Source organism: Gillisia sp. Hel_I_86, from assembly GCF_007827275.1.
In the GTDB taxonomy this organism is placed as follows: domain Bacteria; phylum Bacteroidota; class Bacteroidia; order Flavobacteriales; family Flavobacteriaceae; genus Gillisia.
On record NZ_VISE01000001.1, the window covers coordinates 3,166,530 to 3,183,328 of the forward strand.

A 16,799-nucleotide genomic window follows, 5' to 3' on the forward strand; every position below is an offset into this window, starting at 1 on the left:
ATAAATATGCCTCAAAATATATTTAAAGATAATGTAACTGTGGTATGGGTGAGCAGTAAAAATAGTATGGGTTGCAGATACCAGTTGTCATTAAATTTTAAGGAATTTTCTATTTCATATTAAACACAATACAAAATGAAAATTTATAAAGCTTTAGTAAAAAACTAGATGATGAATTGGACATATTAAAAATAGAAGACACCTTGCCAAAAGCAGAAAAAGGAATCAAACTCACAAAGCAAGCTTTAAAGGAAATTAGGATTATTATTGCTGAATATGAGTTTGAAAAGAAACAGGAAGAAATCTATTTCTTCAAGAACATCAAACCTAAGATATATAGGCAAGCTCATTTATTATGTCAAATTGTTCAATATAGAAGGAAAACGTCCCAGGAGGAGCAGTAAATCACAAATAAAATATCTGAAAAACCATATTTATAAATTACGGACCTATCTTAACGATGACCTGAACTTTTACCATTATAACCGCCGTGGTACGAACACATTTGATGAACATTATTTTTTAAGGGGTAAGACAGACTTACGTTTATATCCAGACACGTTTCTGGTACTTGAATTGAATAAAATATTAATTAAAGGATGCATCTATTTAATTTACAATAATCGTAACCGATCTTTAAAATAATTTTGACATATCCTCACTTAATTTACTTTCTAATACCCTGGCATAAATCTGTGTAGTTGAAAGCTTAGAATGCCCTAATAATTTCGAAACAGATTCTATAGGGATACCTTTTGAAAGAGTTACAGTAGTGGCAAATGTATGTCGAGCTACATGAAAAGTCAATTTCTTTTTTAATTTCACACTTTTAGCAATCTCCTTTAAATATTCATTTGTTTTCTGGTTGGAATAAACTGGCAGCAAACATCCTGAACATTCGGCATGTATTACATATTTTTTTATTATTTCCATAGCCTTGGGAAGAATTGGAATTTTTACTGGTTTTGCAGTTTTCTCCCTTGCCGTAAATATCCATTCTCTGCCATCAATTCCAATTACAATATGCTCCGGTTTTAAATTCTTTGCATCTATCCAAGATAAACCTGTGTAGCAGGAGAATATAAAGACATCCCGGGTTTGCTGATGGTTTAGTTTATTAAAAGGTTGGTTTTCTATGCTTTTTAATTCAGCCTCGTTTAGAAATGCTCTCTCAGATGTTTTGAATTTCAGTGTGAATTTTGCAAAGGGGTCTTTTTCTACCCATTCCAATTTCTGAGCAAGGTTTATAAGTTTTTTTAAACGCTCCAAATGTTTCATCACTCCATTGTTCGTTGGAGCTTTTCTAGTCCTTTTTGGCTTATAGGTTCGTAAGAAATGTTCGAAGTCTGTGATGAACTGGTAATTTATCTGTTTGAGGTAAATATCTTCGGACTTAAACTGTTTGATCAAGAATTTATATAAATACTGTTCGGTAGTATAGTAATTCTTCATTGTACCATACTTTAATATGGACTTCATATTTTCAGTATGATAGTTTAAAAGCTCTGAGAGTTTCTTAAAAGAATCATCTGCTCCTAAATAACGTTCCTTTATAGCGCTAACATTTAAAAGCTTGTTCTCGTTTTGAAGCTGCCGGAAGGACTCGTAGATCTTATTGTAGATTCTATCCAAAGAACCATTCACTTGGATACTTTCTGAGCTGCTCCCCCTGAGGCGGCTTTTGCGCTCATCCCATAGGTTTAGGGTAATTCTACGTTGCAAGCTCAGTTCAATTCGCTCACCGTTTAAGGTAATTCTAGCATAAAGGGGAGCTTTGCCATTTTTGGCTTTACTGGATTTTGGGATAAAGACGATCCCAAAGGTCACCGAATTTCTCATAATAATCGTTTTCAGGTTAAACAAATGCGTGAAAACGAAAGTCAAATCAACAATCTGGGCAATATCCCAAAATAATAAGAGGTCACCGAATCGGACTCATTTTATATGATTTAGCATCAAATACTATGAATGACCAAAAATCACAAAACCTTGATAATCATAAGATTAACAAGGTTTTGATACCATTTGGTAATGGTCTTGGTCGGGGTGGCAGACTTGATCGTGATTCCCCGTATCCCTTTAAATTCAATACTTCTCTTAATTTCTATTTCTTCAGGTGACCGATTAGGTAACTTTTAAAATGATATGAAATAGGTTTATTTATGTGTAAATTAAATAAAAATAGAACACAAAACAAAAATAGAATTAACTAACTGGGTTAATTTATCAGTTTAGAATGATCAATCTTTTTAGCATAACACCATTTATCGAAGTAATATTGTGAAGTTGGATCAGGTACAATATATAAACCTGATTCTGTCAACTTTTTTAAGGGGGTAGTTTCCACAATAAAAAAACCCTGCATAAAAAACATTCTATACAGGGTCAACTATTATGAAAACTAAAATTATTTTTTCTTCAAAAGCTCTTCCAAATAAACCACCTTATCCTTTTCAGCTTGGACAAGTCTTTCATATAGTTCAACTACTTTATCTAATGGATTGAAAGTGCAGTGGTTATTAAAAGTTCCTTCACTACTATCTTGAAAATTATTAAAGAAATTTATTGCTGCTTCCTCCGAAAATGCTTCAATAGCCTCTTTTGTAACACCAAGAACTTTGGCTACTTCCTTAAGCTTAGCATCATCTAAAGTTTCACTCTGTTCTATATGAGAAACACTTTGTTGGCTAATACCTAATTGTTCTGCAAGGGTTTCTTGTTTCATGCCACGAAGCTCCCTGATGCGGGCAATCTTACGGCCTATATGATTTGGTTTTGTTGTTGTCATAACTCAAATATAAGTATTCTTTTTCAAAAAATAAATGGATGACCCTCTCGGGTATAAAACAAACCCTCACGGGTAAATTACCAAGTCTTTTGGTTCGGTACGGCATTCCCTAATCTTAACTTGATAATAATAAAAGGAGCAAATTATGGAAAAGCAAAATATTGAAACCGAAAAGCTTTTAGGAATTAAGAAATTACTGGATAATCATAAAGAGTTATTAAAAATTGATCCAAAGAAAGACAAGCTAAAACAGCAAGTAATTCAAGTTAAAGATAATCAAGAATTACTGATGAAAGTTTCAGCAATGATTGAAGTTTGCGTAGTTGCCTTAGAGGGTGAAAATTCTTTTACACCTCTCCACAAGATTAATGTTGACGCTAAAGTAAGTGCCACGATTGTTCTTGAATTCGCCCTTGAATTATTGCCATATGGTCAGATGCAATGTTTAGATCACATTGAAGAATTAATCAAATCTTCAAACAATTTTTAAAACAAACGCAAAAAGAAATATTTTAAAAATTTGAAGTCATGAAAAGTTATGCCACTTTAGATAAAAACCTAGCTCAGGTAGTAGCCATTATTAAGTGCAAAGTTCAGTTGCACTCTATTTATCTAATAGGATCGAGTAAAAAGACTATTTCTAAGAAATATATCCTTGATCCAGAATTGGGAAATATTAAAAAAGGTGAATTCTCCTATTCACTTTTGGTTATCACCCACGAGTTTGTTTCTGACCCAAAAACTTTCATGAATGATGTTTTCAATAAAACAGGGGAGAAAAGTGAAGTGTTTACTATTCATTATACGTTAAATGATATAAAGTACCGATTGAGGCATGGCGACAATTTTATCAGTCGTATTCTTTCTTCTGAAAATGAAATATATTGTTCTGAACGCTTGTTGCCTTGTGGATATTGCTATCATCCAAAAATGTATTCCATGATTAAAAAAGAATGGTAATTTCGTATGAACCGGGCTTATTACTTTAAAGATAAAGTAGATGTGTGCGACGATATCTATGATGAAACAGCAAGGGTGCTTTTAATCTCTCAATCACTAGCGCAATCTTGTGCCGCATTATTATATGTCTTTTGGGAGTATAAACCTAGTTACTATGATCTACGGGTTCTAATAAATCTTTGCGGTAATTTCTGCAATAGCCCTAAGATACTATTCCCTAAAAAGTCTTTTCGATCAAAGCGAGTATTTCATGCGCTATGCCATGCCCAGTACAATGTTAATTTTAAATCAGTTGACGACGTTTCTATAGAGGACAGTAATTATGCACAGCGATTATGCCGTAGGTTTCTTGAAAAAGTGGCTAATGAAGGAGAAAAGAAACTTCAAGAATTAGAATCCCTCCACAGAGAATTCAAAGTTCAATAAAAACAACTTTAAAATGAAAAGGAAAAGAATACTCAAAAAACTAAATAAGATCAAACAAGAACATCTTATCCATTTGACTCCACGAAAGAACAAGAAAGGCAAGTATTATTCGGGAACTTTTCAGGTTCAGAATCATTTAGAACTAATGTATTTGATTACTAATCTTATCAAAGTGTGTATCCTCGCGTTAGAGGAAAATGAATGTTTAAACGATAAACAAATACCCCAACCGAAATATAATGTTAATGAAGTATTGCGCCACACATTGCAACTTATTCCCTTTGAGGAGCACCAATTTATTGATCAGGTCGTAGACTTACTAGATAACCTAAACGGAGACAATGATGGTTAATTAGAATATTCTTTGCTATTAGAAACCCCTGCGCTTATTCCATAGTATAACCCATCTACTTTTTTTACCTGGCGCATTTTCCTTTTGTGTTTTCCCAGTATAGATCAAATAATATGCTTTCTGTGCTTTCTCATTTACTTCTTTCAGAGCTGTATGCATTACCTTTTGATACTGTATCTTTTCAGGATCTGAAATTAGGAAAGGCCTTATAAAAAGCAAAGCGGCTTTATGCAGGCCGCTAATTTCAAATCCTTTTTTTTTGGTATCAAAAGGTAATTCTTTGAAAGCATTATAAATTGTAAGAATTGAAGATCGGGTTCTTTTATCAGAGTATAGTTTAAAGTTCTAAAATAGCGGACTTGAGTCAAAAAGATTTATACCATCAAGTAATAAAATATCAAATATTTTTGGTTCGTGTCCAAGACCTTTGGACGAATCTTTTTCCCTGAAATGAAATGCAAGGGAATATGATGAGGACTCACATGAAATTGAATCCAAAATTCCCTTTTTAGTAATGTTTGACGCAAAAATAAGCCTGTTTATAGGGTTTTCCAGAGCATTTGACGCAAATTTAGTAAAAAAGCAAAGATTAATACAATGTAAAACACTGATAATCAAATAATAAGGAATATGTAACGCGGCTCTGCCCGTTACCCTCTTGCTATTCCTAATTTTACTTTTTCACAAAACTAAAAGTGGAATACATAAATAAAAAACAACCTCAATTCTATCATAAGGATTTACTTTTTTATCTGGAACATTTTCTTTTAGTGCTTTCCTAGGTTAGATTATTTAAAATACTTTCTGTGCTTTCTCTTTTACTTCTTTCAGAAGAGTAAGTGTGAAATGAGGATAGATAAGCAGTAGAAGCTTCTCATAATTCAAGTTTCAAATAAGTTGTATATTTCAAAGTATTAAGTCACTAATTAATTACTTTTTTAGCACACCAATTTTTTAACAAAAAACTAAACAATGGGAAAATTTGAAATTAAAAAGGACCGGACAGGTGAATTCCGATTTAACCTAAAAGCAAGAAATGGCCAGGTCATTTTAAGCAGCGAAGGTTATAAGGCAAAGACTTCTTGTGAAAATGGAATTGAATCGGTACGTAAAAATTCTCAAACCGATAGACTTTTCGAGCGTAAACAAACTTCAAGTGGTCATAGGTTTAATTTAAAGTCCAGTAATGGTCAGGTAATAGGAACCAGTGAAACTTATACAACCAGTGCTTCCATGGAGAATGGAATCAATTCGGTAAAGAAGAATGCCCCAACAGCCACTATCGATGATCAGAGCTGATATATCAAAGCACTGAACAATAATAGATAGTCAGTGCTTTGATTTTTGAAAATAGATATTTCTACGATTTCAAGATAGATTTAGTTCTGATAATTATTTAGTCACCTTCACTAAGAGAAAAGCTCCCGTCGCCATTGAAGGAACTTAAGGTAATGGTCACCGACCAAATCCCAGATACACCACTAGAGGTCACTCCAGAAAAGGAATCAGGTTCGGAATTCCCATTTAGGGATCTATCTAAGACACTATTTCCATTTGCATCTTCTACTACCATCTTAAAAGTCCCCTGGGATACAGCCGTAATATCTGCATTATAATCTGCTGTATTCAAGGCATTATTCCACTGGAAAGTTCTGGTTACACTTCCGCCGTCTCCTGTAAAATCACCATCAATATCGCCATTGAAGTCACCAACATCTTCAAACAAGGCCTGGCCATTTACCCTAATGGTAGCACTGCTTGAATTGTCATCATCACTGCTACATCCTGTCACCAGCGCAACCAATGAAAGAATAAAAATAATTTTTTTGATAAGTTTCATTTTTATTATTTTTTTATTAATCATTTTCATCTTGATCATCATCATCATCATCATCATCTCCGTTTCCATCTTCTGCGCTAAGAAAATTTCCCTCCTCGTCAAATTCTAATTCTATTCCATTATCAAGTGTCACTTCATAAGACCCATCTTCTTCTATTTCTGCCTCAATAATGATATCTTCAGGATAATTCACGCTGATATAGTCTTTAATTGCCTGTGGCAGGTCATTAGGATTGATATCTGTTTCACCTTGTTCATCTTCATCTTCGTTCTGGTCATGTGCTACTCCGAGAAAATTTCCATCAGCATCAAAAATTAATTCCATGTCGTTGTCCAATTCCACTTCATAATGGCCATTATTTTCCCTTTCGGCCTCATCTATATCCACGCCAGGAAAATGTTCATTGATGAAATTAATTATGTTTTGGGGCAATTCCGAGACTTCTAAATCTTCATCTCCAAAATCATCCTCATCATCTCGATCCTCGCCTAAAAAATTACCTTCTGAATCAAATATTAACTCAGTATGGTCACTTAAAGTAATTTCAAAATTATTATTATCCTCAATTTCAGCTTCTATAATAGTAAGGCCAGGATAATTGATGGTAATAAAATCCAAGATTCTCTGGGATAGTGTGGAGGTTCTTATATGTGCATCTGCCGAAAAGGCAATAGCATTTAGGTTTTCCTCTCCTGCGTTTTTATCTTCCGAGGAACAAGAAGAAAATAAGAGCAACCCACAGATAGTAAAAAAAAGCGTGGTTAAATTTTTCATGTATAAATTATTTTAGGTTATGGAGCCAATGTTTTTAAACTACATTGAATCAGTAAATTAATAATAAATATTATGCCAAAAGCTAATTTTTTAAAGAATATGGAAAAAGACAAAGGAAAATCTTTGTCAAAAACATATATCACCCAATTAAAAACTGACCAATACCATACACCTGGTCTTACTTTAAGAGAGATAAGAGAATAACTATTGTAGTTATTGCTATTACTCGAGTTGATTATAACCTTAAACTTAAAATGTGGGTAACCTTTCTACAGCTTTTATGAAATAGATCAATTCCTTTAAGAATAAATTATTTAAATAAAAAAGGAAATACGTTTTTACCTGTATTTCCTTGGTTCACTTCCAGTAGGGTTATAAAAGTGAATGGGGATAAGTTACAATAAAACTAGAATGTAAGACTCAGAGCATTTTTAAACTTTGCAACCTCCAGGCGCAAAGCAAGATTGTCATGACAATGACACATCTTGCTTTGCTAATTTGAATCGTCAATAGTTAATAAAGTTAACGGCTAATCTATACAGCCAACCACTATAATTTCTAACATTAATTTTAGTAAAATTAACTTTAAAAGCATTTTTTAGTAAATATTGTCGTAAAAATGAACCTATTTATAGGAGATTTCAAGGCATTTGTCGCAAAAGCAGTAAAAATGGACAAACTAAAAAACTATAACTATCTGATAATAAAAGTTTTGGGAATATGTAACATCGTATAGCATGTTACCCTCTTGCTATTCCCCCTTAGTTTAGCGAACACGCTTTATTTAGGGTTTATTTATATGTTAGTGAGTTTCTTTAATTGTTAACTTTCTATCGGGGAATACTAAATCATTTATTTATAACAAAATAATAAAGGGTGTCAAAGTTTAAAATATGGATAATGGTTAAAATTGGTTTTATGCGGTTAATTTATATACCAGATATGTTTTTTACCAATGTTATGTGCTTTAATTTATACTAAAATTTAAATTTTACTAAAAACACAATCGGATTATATATAGATTCAAAGGATTTATCAGTTTCTTTTGTGATTGAACCATTGGGTTCTGGTAATAGTGTAGATTGAGTCAATGTTTTTTCTTCTTTCAGATTTATAACATTAAGGTTACTTTCTAGTCCAATAAAAATATTTTTATAGAAATTATAATTTACTCCAACTGTTGGAGATAATCCAAATCCGTTTAAGTCTCTTTTTGTTTCACTGAAACTACCAGCAATTCCTCCCCCAGTTTCTCTTAAAGATTTAGATTTTATGTAGCTAAAGTCAATTGCCAAATAGGGTGTAAGTCTTTTCTGTTTAAAAACATATTCATATCCTATTTTCATAACTTGTTCTTTATACTCACCCTTATTAATCAAGCTACCACCTGATTTATCATAAGATTTGTTAATTGGTCTATAAAAAGTTAGCCTTATAGCGTTTCTATCATTTAAAAATCTTTTATAAGTTAAATTACTAAAAGGCTTTAAATAATATGAGTTTTCAAATAAGACTTCCTGATTCTTGGGAGATTCAGTTAGGTCTATTATTCCTATTGAAACTTCGTTTGTGTTATAATCTGGACTTTGACTGTATCCTATTTTCAGGATAAAAAACAAACTAAAAACCAATAATGCTTTTTTCATAGTATTCTGATTTTATTGCACATAACGGTCTTGTTTAACGCAAGTAGCGTGGAGAAGGGACGCGAACTTGTCGGCTTTGTTGTTTGTTAATTGGTCTCTAAAATAACACTTTTCAGCAGAATGCCCGCTATTTGCTGTTAAACGATGTTGGCAGCTGGCGCAGTCCATTTTTGTTCTAATATATTTATCAATAAGTCCTCGTAATTCCAACCAATTTTTCTCGCGGCTAAGGAAGATAAACTATCTTGATCTTTTCTATGTGGTCTTGAAGATCCAGTCATATTAGGTTTCATATTTAAATCAAAAATGAAGTAGTCACCTTGGTCATTTGCTCTGCAATCTATCCTAATCGGGGCTTTTGCTTTTATGATTTTTGCAGCCTTTTCACAATGTTTTGATATTATTTTAATTTCATCTTGTTGTAATTCAGCATCATTTAAAATTGAACTATTCTCAATTACTGCAACAGTTCCATTATATGGAGCAATTCCATTATGGTGATTAAATCTTTTTATAGCTGGCAAACTCCAATAAGAATGAATTCTTTTTTCCTTGTTATGAAAAATATATTTTCCCGGAGGCATCACGGTTATTGTAATTTCTTGTCCGGACAAATATTCTTCTATATAGACTTCCTTACCATATTTATTTGAATCGATTAACTCGTTTATTAGTTGAAATAATTCTTTTTGATTTTGGGCAACATATACGCCTTGACTGCCTCGACCTCTAATAGGTTTTGTTACAATTGGAAAAGGAAAATCAAATTTATTATTCTTTAAGTTCTTTTTTGAAAAAATCTTTGCTCTAGGAATGGGTAAATTTTGTTCTTTTAATAATTGATTTGTTCTCCATTTATCATCGAATAAATCTACATCTTTTGGACATTGGCCTACTATTTCTATTTTTCCATCAAAAAAAGTTTCTATTGGATGATTTTTATATAAAATGGTATTTAACCAAAATATAGTTGCGCCTTTATCTAAAGCTGATTGGATACCATTTTCCGTGTCTGGAAAAACCCAATCATAGTCATTTTTTAAATTAGGATTTTCAACAGGAGTTATTATGGCAAGATTTATATTTTTTAAAGAAAAAGCAATGTCAGCTCCGCTATCAGAATATCCACCTGGTTTCATTGGTTTTTGAATTCCCCCTTGAATTGGTGGTTTCTGTGCTTGAAACAAAATTGCAATTTTCTTCTTTTCTGTCAATTTTTTTGTTTTAGCTTGCTGCCAACGGCAGTCTGTCTAATAACTTAGGTTATTTACCGATTTGTGACTAAAATAAGGCTTTTTATGGTATGCTGAGGAATAAAACGCGAATCAGAGATGTTGAAATTAAAGATGGGTATTAGCTTTAATATGACTTTATACGCTCTTATAAAGGTATAAAAACAAGCACATAAGGTGTTCAATAACTCCTTCCATGCCTTTTTGCCAATCAAGTTCAAAATTCGTCTGAGATTGTAGGCAATGAAAATAAACCCAACATCTGCAGAAGCCCTTTTCTTGCCTTTTTTAGAAAGGATATGATCAAATCCCCATTGCCTTTTCATGGTTCCAAAGGGATGTTCTACAATAGCCTGCCTGCGTCTGTACAATTCAGGATCAGCTTCCATATTTCTTTTGTTTTCTTCATAAACAGGAGTGTATAGGTTCCTAGCCAGGAGCCTCCCGTTTTTGGCCGTGGTGCATAACTCCCGCACCGGGCATCCCTTACAAGCTCTTGTTTTATACTGTTTGAACCTTGACTCGTTTGATTTCCCTCGGTGGTTGACGTAAAAGGTGCCGTTGGTTTTCAGAAAATTACCTTGGGGACATATGTAGTGATCGTTCCCCGTATCGTAGGTAAAATTTTTAACATTGTACAGGGGATCCGGTGCATTGGAACCGGGGGCAGGAATAGCAACCAGGGTTTTGATCCCTAAACCCTGGGCAATTTCCAATTCAGATCCAGTATGATATCCTTTGTCAAAAAGAGCGGTGAAATCATTGTTCCCTATAATGGATTTTGCTCTTCTGATCATGGCTCCCATCGCTTTTTTATCATTATTGTTGGTGACTTCATAATCAATGGGGATGCAGTGCTTGGCATCTACGGTGGACTGGACATTATAGACTACCTCTGTAATGTTGCCCCTCAAGACCATATGTCTGCTCTCGTTGTCCGAGGTTGAGATCTGGTCTTCTTGGGTTTGATCCAATTCCTGCTCGAGTTTATGATACGTATCCTTGCGCTTGTTCTGGGTATCCATCTGCTCATGGATATTTTCTTTTTCTACAGTACCATCGGCTTGTTCTAGCGCTTGGTTATATTCCTGAAGCTTGTTATCGATATATCGAAGGTGACGGTCGATCTTCTTTTTATTGAAGTTGTTCTTTTTGCTGTTCTGGGCTCTTAGCTTGGTGCCATCCCCTGCAATAAGTTTCCCTCCAATGAGATTGAAGTGTTTGGCCAGTGCTACTGTGGCACGAAAAACTTTCTTTATAGCCTCAGGATTGTCCTTTCTAAAGTTGGCAATGGTGTTATGGTCTGGGGAGAGTTGCCCAAGGAGCCACATCAATTCGATATTTCGTTTGCATTCGCGCTCCAAATTTCGGGAGGAACGCAGTCGGTTCAAATATCCATAGATAAATAACTTGAGCAACACACCTGGGTGGTAAGCAGGACGACCTCCTTCTGGGAAATTTACTCGAAACCCCATGTCTTCTAAATCCAAGCTATCTACAAAGATATCTACGGCCCTGACCTCGTTTTCCTGATTAATGGCGTCCTCTAGGGACACAGGGAACAACGAGGATTGTTTGCGATTTTTTCCTTCTATAAATCTCATGGCATGAAGATACAACAGTAGCTCATTGTGCTATAAAACAATAATAGAAGAAATTAACAAAGTTATTAAAAGCGAAGGGGGTTATTAGACAGTCTGACGGTCTTGTTTAACGCAAGTGGTGTGGAATGGGGACGCTCCCGAGCTATCGGGATTGTCGGCTTTGTTGTTTTTTAATTAATCTCTAAAATAACACTTTTCAGCAAACTGCCCGCTATTTGCTGTTAAACGATGTTGTGCCTCGTTCTTTATCCTAGTCAATTAGGCTTAAGATTAATTCTTTCAATATTTTAGTGTCGCTATTTACTGTGCCTTGCATATATTTTTCATAAACGTCTTTATTGTCAGGTGGATTTAAGTTCAAGTCTATTCCTTTTTCTAAAGCTAACATTCGAATAAATTCCCTTTGTGCTCTCCCATTTCCGTCTCTAAAAGGATGTAAATAATTAATATTGTCTAGAATTTGAGATAGGTTTTCGGCTATTTGATTTTTGTCATTCTTTTCTGTCTTCTTAAAATCCAATATTAATTCATCAATAAAACGAAATGCGTTTTCGAAGTTTGACGTTGGAAAAAATTGTTTTCCATCTTTATTTATCTCTACAGTTCTTTCTTTACCAGCCCAAGCATAAATGTCTTGAAATAATTGCTTGTGTATTGAGAAAAGACTTTCAATTCCAATTATTTTGATGGGTTTAATATGTAGTTCACTTATTCGTTTTGTTACCGTAACACTTTCGAAGAAAAGTAAGTCATCAGCGTCAGTAATATCAACTAAATTTTTTAATATTCCAGATTTAGGGTCAATGTAAGTATAGTTAGAATCAATGTACTTGTAAGAATTAGACATAGGTCTTTTCCTTGGCGAATATTAGTAAATCGTTTAATGATAGCTTACCTATCATATAATCTCTTATAATTTTGATATTTTTATGAGTAGGTTTGAAACCTTCAAACATATTGCTTCCAATAGCATTTGCTGTATTTTCCAATGTTTTTAAATCAGAAAATTTTACTCCCATAATAGTAAGTTTATTTCGGTCTATATCTATTTTGTTATACATTGTTATATATTTTAGAAGTATTACAAATATAAAAAATTCTATCGATTGTGGTTTGTCCGAAATTTTGTTTTTGAATGCGTTACAACGGCAGTCTGTCTAATAACTTAGGTTATTTACCGATTTGTGACTAAAATAAGGCTTTTTATGGTATGCTGAGGAATAAAACGCGAATCAGAGATGTTGAAATTAAAGATGGGTATTAGCTTTAATATGACTTTATACGCTCTTATAAAGGTATAAAAACAAGCACATAAGGTGTTCAATAACTCCTTCCATGCCTTTTTGCCAATCAAGTTCAAAATTCGTCTGAGATTGTAGGCAATGAAAATAAACCCAACATCTGCAGAAGCCCTTTTCTTGCCTTTTTTAGAAAGGATATGATCAAATCCCCATTGCCTTTTCATGGTTCCAAAGGGATGTTCTACAATAGCCTGCCTGCGTCTGTACAATTCAGGATCAGCTTCCATATTTCTTTTGTTTTCTTCATAAACAGGAGTGTATAGGTTCCTAGCCAGGAGCCTCCCGTTTTTGGCCGTGGTGCATAACTCCCGCACCGGGCATCCCTTACAAGCTCTTGTTTTATACTGTTTGAACCTTGACTCGTTTGATTTCCCTCGGTGGTTGACGTAAAAGGTGCCGTTGGTTTTCAGAAAATTACCTTGGGGACATATGTAGTGATCGTTCCCCGTATCGTAGGTAAAATTTTTAACATTGTACAGGGGATCCGGTGCATTGGAACCGGGGGCAGGAATAGCAACCAGGGTTTTGATCCCTAAACCCTGGGCAATTTCCAATTCAGATCCAGTATGATATCCTTTGTCAAAAAGAGCGGTGAAATCATTGTTCCCTATAATGGATTTTGCTCTTCTGATCATGGCTCCCATCGCTTTTTTATCATTATTGTTGGTGACTTCATAATCAATGGGGATGCAGTGCTTGGCATCTACGGTGGACTGGACATTATAGACTACCTCTGTAATGTTGCCCCTCAAGACCATATGTCTGCTCTCGTTGTCCGAGGTTGAGATCTGGTCTTCTTGGGTTTGATCCAATTCCTGCTCGAGTTTATGATACGTATCCTTGCGCTTGTTCTGGGTATCCATCTGCTCATGGATATTTTCTTTTTCTACAGTACCATCGGCTTGTTCTAGCGCTTGGTTATATTCCTGAAGCTTGTTATCGATATATCGAAGGTGACGGTCGATCTTCTTTTTATTGAAGTTGTTCTTTTTGCTGTTCTGGGCTCTTAGCTTGGTGCCATCCCCTGCAATAAGTTTCCCTCCAATGAGATTGAAGTGTTTGGCCAGTGCTACTGTGGCACGAAAAACTTTCTTTATAGCCTCAGGATTGTCCTTTCTAAAGTTGGCAATGGTGTTATGGTCTGGGGAGAGTTGCCCAAGGAGCCACATCAATTCGATATTTCGTTTGCATTCGCGCTCCAAATTTCGGGAGGAACGCAGTCGGTTCAAATATCCATAGATAAATAACTTGAGCAACACACCTGGGTGGTAAGCAGGACGACCTCCTTCTGGGAAATTTACTCGAAACCCCATGTCTTCTAAATCCAAGCTATCTACAAAGATATCTACGGCCCTGACCTCGTTTTCCTGATTAATGGCGTCCTCTAGGGACACAGGGAACAACGAGGATTGTTTGCGATTTTTTCCTTCTATAAATCTCATGGCATGAAGATACAACAGTAGCTCATTGTGCTATAAAACAATAATAGAAGAAATTAACAAAGTTATTAAAAGCGAAGGGGGTTATTAGACAGTCTGACGGTCTTGGTTAAGGCAAGTAGCGTGGAGTAGGCCCTATGTTTGTATAAAGCATAAGTTTCAGGTATTTATTATAACATAGTAATATCTAGTCACTTAATTACTTTAAAATCCAAAACCTATGCAGACACAAAGTACACAATTCGACTTCACCGGCCAAAAAATTTATGTAGGCATCGACACGCACCTTAAGAGCTGGAATGTAACGGTTATGATGGATCCTTATTACCAGAAAACCTTTTCACAGAATGCCAATGCCCAGACCCTCTTCAACCATCTACATGAGAATTATCCCGGAGGTAGTTACTTTAGTGCTTATGAAGCTGGCTTTGCGGGTTTTATGCCTCATTACCGTTTAATGGGCCTGGGTATTGAATCTATTGTGGTGAACCCTGCAGATATTCCCACGACCGGAAAAGAAAAGGTTCAAAAGAATGATTCGAGGGATAGTAAAAAAATCGCCCGTTCGCTAAAGAACGGTGAATTGACCCCAATTTATGTTCCCTCGCTCCAGACCCTGGCGGATAGGAGCCTTGTTCGCTTGAGAAAAACGATTGCCAGGGACCTGGCAAAAACAAAGACGCAGATCAAATCTTTCCTTCATTGCAACGGGATCGATATCCCAGATGATTTGAGCAAAGAAAACTGGACCAGGAAATTCATCAAATGGCTTATAGAAATAGAGATCGGACCCTTCAGGGAAACCCTGGAGGGTCATTTAGCTAAGTACCATTATTTTTATGCGCAAAAGCTAGCTATTAATCGGAAAGTCAAGATGCTTTCTGCCACTCCCCAGTATAAGGATAATATGGAACTTCTGCAGTCCATACCGGGAGTAGGCTATATCACGGCCATAACCTTTCTCACAGAGATAGAAAACATAAAAAGGTTCAAAAGCCTGGACAGGCTATGCAGTTTTATAGGTTTGGTACCGTCTACAAATTCCTCGGGAGAAAACGAAAGAATAGGAGAAATCACTCCCAGGGGCCACCGTATTCTCAGGGATATACTGGTAGAAGCCTCCTGGAAGGCAATAGGAAAAGATCCGGCCTTGGGAGCAACATATTCGAAACTCGGCCATAGAATGAAACCCAACAAGGCGATCATACGCATTACCAAAAAAATATTGAGCAGGATGAGATTCGTCCTGAATAACCAAACCCGATATGAACTGGGATATAAATAATATTAAAAGAGTAATTTATAAAACAGCTATCTTCAAGTGTGACCGTTTCCGCGTCCCTGCAGCGTTAACGACTGTCATTTAGTAGACTGCGGCGCACTTATTTATATAAACTAAACAAGACGATGCAGCTCCTTAGAGTCTGTTAATAGAAGGCTGTTTTATAATATTACAATTACTGATTAAGATAAAGCTATAAGACCTTGAGTTTTCTTAGCCATGGAGGACAATGAATAAATTTAAAAAGGTCCCTTTTTAGAGAAGGAACCGTATTCACTGTCGAAAGCCTTATTGCTGTTGAGTTGCTCTCCAGCAGCGCTCACTTCCCCTTCAGGCTAACATGTTAAATATAGGAAAAAAGTTGTCTAAAATTTGATATACAACATAGAAGGGACGCAAACTTGTCGGCTATATTGTTTTTTACTTGGTCTCTAAAATAACACTTTTTACCAAAATACCCGCTATTTGCTGTTAAACGATGTTGGCTACAGTGGTTTTTGCGAAGTGTTTATCTATCCTGCGTTTTGTTCCGCTCTGATTTTCTTGTTCTTATCAATAATTTTCAAAAAAGCTTTTTTCCTATTCGATTAAAATCCAGTATTTTAAACTGAAAGTATTGAATTTTTATATTTTTTACGCTCGAGTAAGAGTCAGCGAACTGATTTTAAGAGCATCCAATTTTTACATTTACCATACTTGAGTAAAAGTCAGAATAATAACTTTCAATGCCTTTTTCACGTTTGAGTAAGAGTTCAAGATCTAAATTTTAAAGACCTCCAATTTTTACATTTTTCATCTTTTAAATTTTATTTCATTTCTTACTTTTTATTTGAAGTTTTGATCTTTTTAGTTTTTTTTATTCTTTTCCGCACCGCTGGTTTTTTTCCAATTAGATCACCTTGATTTTTCTTAAGTCTATGTTTAAAATCTACTTTTTCGTAATTCAGTTTTGTATTTTTCAGTTACTGGATTGTTAATTTGAAACGACTAATATTCTTTTTTGCTGAATGCTCCCATTGTAGCCAACGGTCTTGTTTAACGCAAGTGGCGCGGAATTATGGATGCGGATTTGTCGGCTTAACTGTTTTGTTTGTTATGGAAACTAATTTAGTACTTTTCTATTAAACCCGCCATTTGCGATATACGTTGTTATA

The 16,799-nt window shown here is 34.9% G+C and carries 19 protein-coding genes; 9 read left to right on the top strand and 10 right to left on the bottom strand.

What is annotated here, in order from left to right; translation table 11 throughout:
- Positions 1–176 precede the first annotated feature (176 nt).
- Entirely contained in the window at positions 177–404 is a 228-nt protein-coding gene (locus JM83_RS19535) for a hypothetical protein (RefSeq protein WP_261376478.1), read from the top strand.
- Positions 364–645: an RteC domain-containing protein gene (locus tag JM83_RS19790; RefSeq protein ID WP_409994707.1), complete on the top strand. Its 282-nt coding sequence runs from the start codon at positions 364–366 to the stop codon at positions 643–645. Before JM83_RS19535 ends, JM83_RS19790 begins: the two co-directional genes overlap by 41 nt.
- Here the strand turns inward: JM83_RS19790 and JM83_RS14215 are convergent.
- Positions 637–1,839, bottom strand: a complete 1,203-nt coding sequence (locus JM83_RS14215; RefSeq protein ID WP_144962829.1) for a site-specific integrase — start codon at positions 1,837–1,839, stop codon at positions 637–639. The genes JM83_RS19790 and JM83_RS14215 overlap by 9 nt on opposite strands.
- Before the next feature lie 568 nt (positions 1,840–2,407).
- Positions 2,408–2,788, bottom strand: coding sequence for a helix-turn-helix domain-containing protein (locus JM83_RS14220; RefSeq protein WP_144962830.1), 381 nt, complete (start codon positions 2,786–2,788; stop codon positions 2,408–2,410).
- Positions 2,789–2,933: 145 nt separating this feature from the next.
- Between JM83_RS14220 and JM83_RS14225 the strand changes: the two genes are divergently transcribed.
- From JM83_RS14225 to JM83_RS14245, 5 genes are all read left to right on the top strand, one after another.
- Positions 2,934–3,278, top strand: a complete 345-nt coding sequence (locus JM83_RS14225) for a hypothetical protein (RefSeq protein ID WP_144962831.1) — start codon at positions 2,934–2,936, stop codon at positions 3,276–3,278.
- Between the two features lie 38 nt (positions 3,279–3,316).
- A complete protein-coding gene (locus JM83_RS14230) occupies positions 3,317–3,748 on the top strand; it encodes a hypothetical protein (protein WP_144962832.1) in 432 nt (143 codons plus the stop codon).
- A 6-nt stretch (positions 3,749–3,754) separates the two neighbouring features.
- Positions 3,755–4,174, top strand: coding sequence for a hypothetical protein (locus JM83_RS14235; protein WP_144962833.1), 420 nt, complete (start codon positions 3,755–3,757; stop codon positions 4,172–4,174).
- A gap of 13 nt (positions 4,175–4,187) precedes the next feature.
- Entirely contained in the window at positions 4,188–4,526 is a 339-nt protein-coding gene (locus tag JM83_RS14240) for a hypothetical protein (protein WP_144962834.1), read from the top strand.
- Between the two features lie 972 nt (positions 4,527–5,498).
- Entirely contained in the window at positions 5,499–5,825 is a 327-nt protein-coding gene (locus JM83_RS14245) for a YegP family protein (RefSeq protein WP_144962835.1), read from the top strand.
- A gap of 97 nt (positions 5,826–5,922) precedes the next feature.
- Here JM83_RS14245 and JM83_RS14250 read toward each other — a convergent pair whose 3' ends face one another.
- Both JM83_RS14250 and JM83_RS14255 read right to left on the bottom strand, forming a co-directional pair.
- The gene (locus JM83_RS14250) at positions 5,923–6,366 is read right to left on the bottom strand and encodes a lipoprotein (protein WP_144962836.1); all 444 of its coding nucleotides are present in this window, start codon (positions 6,364–6,366) and stop codon (positions 5,923–5,925) included.
- Between the two features lie 16 nt (positions 6,367–6,382).
- On the bottom strand, positions 6,383–7,141 hold the full coding sequence (locus JM83_RS14255) for a PepSY-like domain-containing protein (protein WP_144962837.1): 759 nt from the start codon (positions 7,139–7,141) through the stop codon (positions 6,383–6,385).
- A gap of 72 nt (positions 7,142–7,213) precedes the next feature.
- Between JM83_RS14255 and JM83_RS19540 the strand changes: the two genes are divergently transcribed.
- The gene (locus JM83_RS19540; protein WP_261376479.1) at positions 7,214–7,345 is read left to right on the top strand and encodes a hypothetical protein; all 132 of its coding nucleotides are present in this window, start codon (positions 7,214–7,216) and stop codon (positions 7,343–7,345) included.
- Positions 7,346–8,118: 773 nt separating this feature from the next.
- Here JM83_RS19540 and JM83_RS14260 read toward each other — a convergent pair.
- From JM83_RS14260 to JM83_RS14285, 6 genes are all read right to left on the bottom strand, one after another.
- Positions 8,119–8,787, bottom strand: a complete 669-nt coding sequence (locus tag JM83_RS14260; RefSeq protein ID WP_144962838.1) for an autotransporter outer membrane beta-barrel domain-containing protein — start codon at positions 8,785–8,787, stop codon at positions 8,119–8,121.
- 137 nt (positions 8,788–8,924) lie between these two features.
- Positions 8,925–10,001: an ATP-grasp domain-containing protein gene (locus JM83_RS14265; protein WP_144962839.1), complete on the bottom strand. Its 1,077-nt coding sequence runs from the start codon at positions 9,999–10,001 to the stop codon at positions 8,925–8,927.
- A gap of 53 nt (positions 10,002–10,054) precedes the next feature.
- Positions 10,055–11,623, bottom strand: a complete 1,569-nt coding sequence (locus JM83_RS14270; protein WP_144962840.1) for an IS1182 family transposase — start codon at positions 11,621–11,623, stop codon at positions 10,055–10,057.
- 250 nt (positions 11,624–11,873) lie between these two features.
- Positions 11,874–12,470, bottom strand: coding sequence for a Fic/DOC family protein (locus JM83_RS14275; protein ID WP_144962841.1), 597 nt, complete (start codon positions 12,468–12,470; stop codon positions 11,874–11,876).
- Entirely contained in the window at positions 12,463–12,684 is a 222-nt protein-coding gene (locus JM83_RS14280) for an antitoxin VbhA family protein (RefSeq protein WP_144962842.1), read from the bottom strand. Before JM83_RS14280 ends, JM83_RS14275 begins: the two co-directional genes overlap by 8 nt.
- A 113-nt stretch (positions 12,685–12,797) precedes the next feature.
- Positions 12,798–14,366, bottom strand: coding sequence for an IS1182 family transposase (locus JM83_RS14285; protein ID WP_144962840.1), 1,569 nt, complete (start codon positions 14,364–14,366; stop codon positions 12,798–12,800).
- Between the two features lie 217 nt (positions 14,367–14,583).
- Here JM83_RS14285 and JM83_RS14290 point away from each other — a divergent pair, with 217 nt between their 5' ends.
- Positions 14,584–15,648, top strand: a complete 1,065-nt coding sequence (locus JM83_RS14290; protein ID WP_144960766.1) for an IS110 family transposase — start codon at positions 14,584–14,586, stop codon at positions 15,646–15,648.
- The last annotated feature ends 1,151 nt before the right edge of the window (positions 15,649–16,799 follow it).

Coding starts and splice junctions, on each gene's coding strand:
- JM83_RS14215 (WP_144962829.1), bottom strand. CDS start 1,839: ATGAGAAATTCGGTGACCTTTGGGATCGTCTTTATCCCAAAATCCAGT.
- JM83_RS14220 (WP_144962830.1), bottom strand. CDS start 2,788: ATGACAACAACAAAACCAAATCATATAGGCCGTAAGATTGCCCGCATC.
- JM83_RS14225 (WP_144962831.1), top strand. CDS start 2,934: ATGGAAAAGCAAAATATTGAAACCGAAAAGCTTTTAGGAATTAAGAAA.
- JM83_RS14230 (WP_144962832.1), top strand. CDS start 3,317: ATGAAAAGTTATGCCACTTTAGATAAAAACCTAGCTCAGGTAGTAGCC.
- JM83_RS14235 (WP_144962833.1), top strand. CDS start 3,755: ATGAACCGGGCTTATTACTTTAAAGATAAAGTAGATGTGTGCGACGAT.
- JM83_RS14240 (WP_144962834.1), top strand. CDS start 4,188: ATGAAAAGGAAAAGAATACTCAAAAAACTAAATAAGATCAAACAAGAA.
- JM83_RS14245 (WP_144962835.1), top strand. CDS start 5,499: ATGGGAAAATTTGAAATTAAAAAGGACCGGACAGGTGAATTCCGATTT.
- JM83_RS14250 (WP_144962836.1), bottom strand. CDS start 6,366: ATGAAACTTATCAAAAAAATTATTTTTATTCTTTCATTGGTTGCGCTG.
- JM83_RS14255 (WP_144962837.1), bottom strand. CDS start 7,141: ATGAAAAATTTAACCACGCTTTTTTTTACTATCTGTGGGTTGCTCTTA.
- JM83_RS19540 (WP_261376479.1), top strand. CDS start 7,214: ATGCCAAAAGCTAATTTTTTAAAGAATATGGAAAAAGACAAAGGAAAA.
- JM83_RS14260 (WP_144962838.1), bottom strand. CDS start 8,787: ATGAAAAAAGCATTATTGGTTTTTAGTTTGTTTTTTATCCTGAAAATA.
- JM83_RS14270 (WP_144962840.1), bottom strand. CDS start 11,623: ATGAGATTTATAGAAGGAAAAAATCGCAAACAATCCTCGTTGTTCCCT.
- JM83_RS14275 (WP_144962841.1), bottom strand. CDS start 12,470: ATGTCTAATTCTTACAAGTACATTGATTCTAACTATACTTACATTGAC.
- JM83_RS14280 (WP_144962842.1), bottom strand. CDS start 12,684: ATGTATAACAAAATAGATATAGACCGAAATAAACTTACTATTATGGGA.
- JM83_RS14285 (WP_144962840.1), bottom strand. CDS start 14,366: ATGAGATTTATAGAAGGAAAAAATCGCAAACAATCCTCGTTGTTCCCT.
- JM83_RS14290 (WP_144960766.1), top strand. CDS start 14,584: ATGCAGACACAAAGTACACAATTCGACTTCACCGGCCAAAAAATTTAT.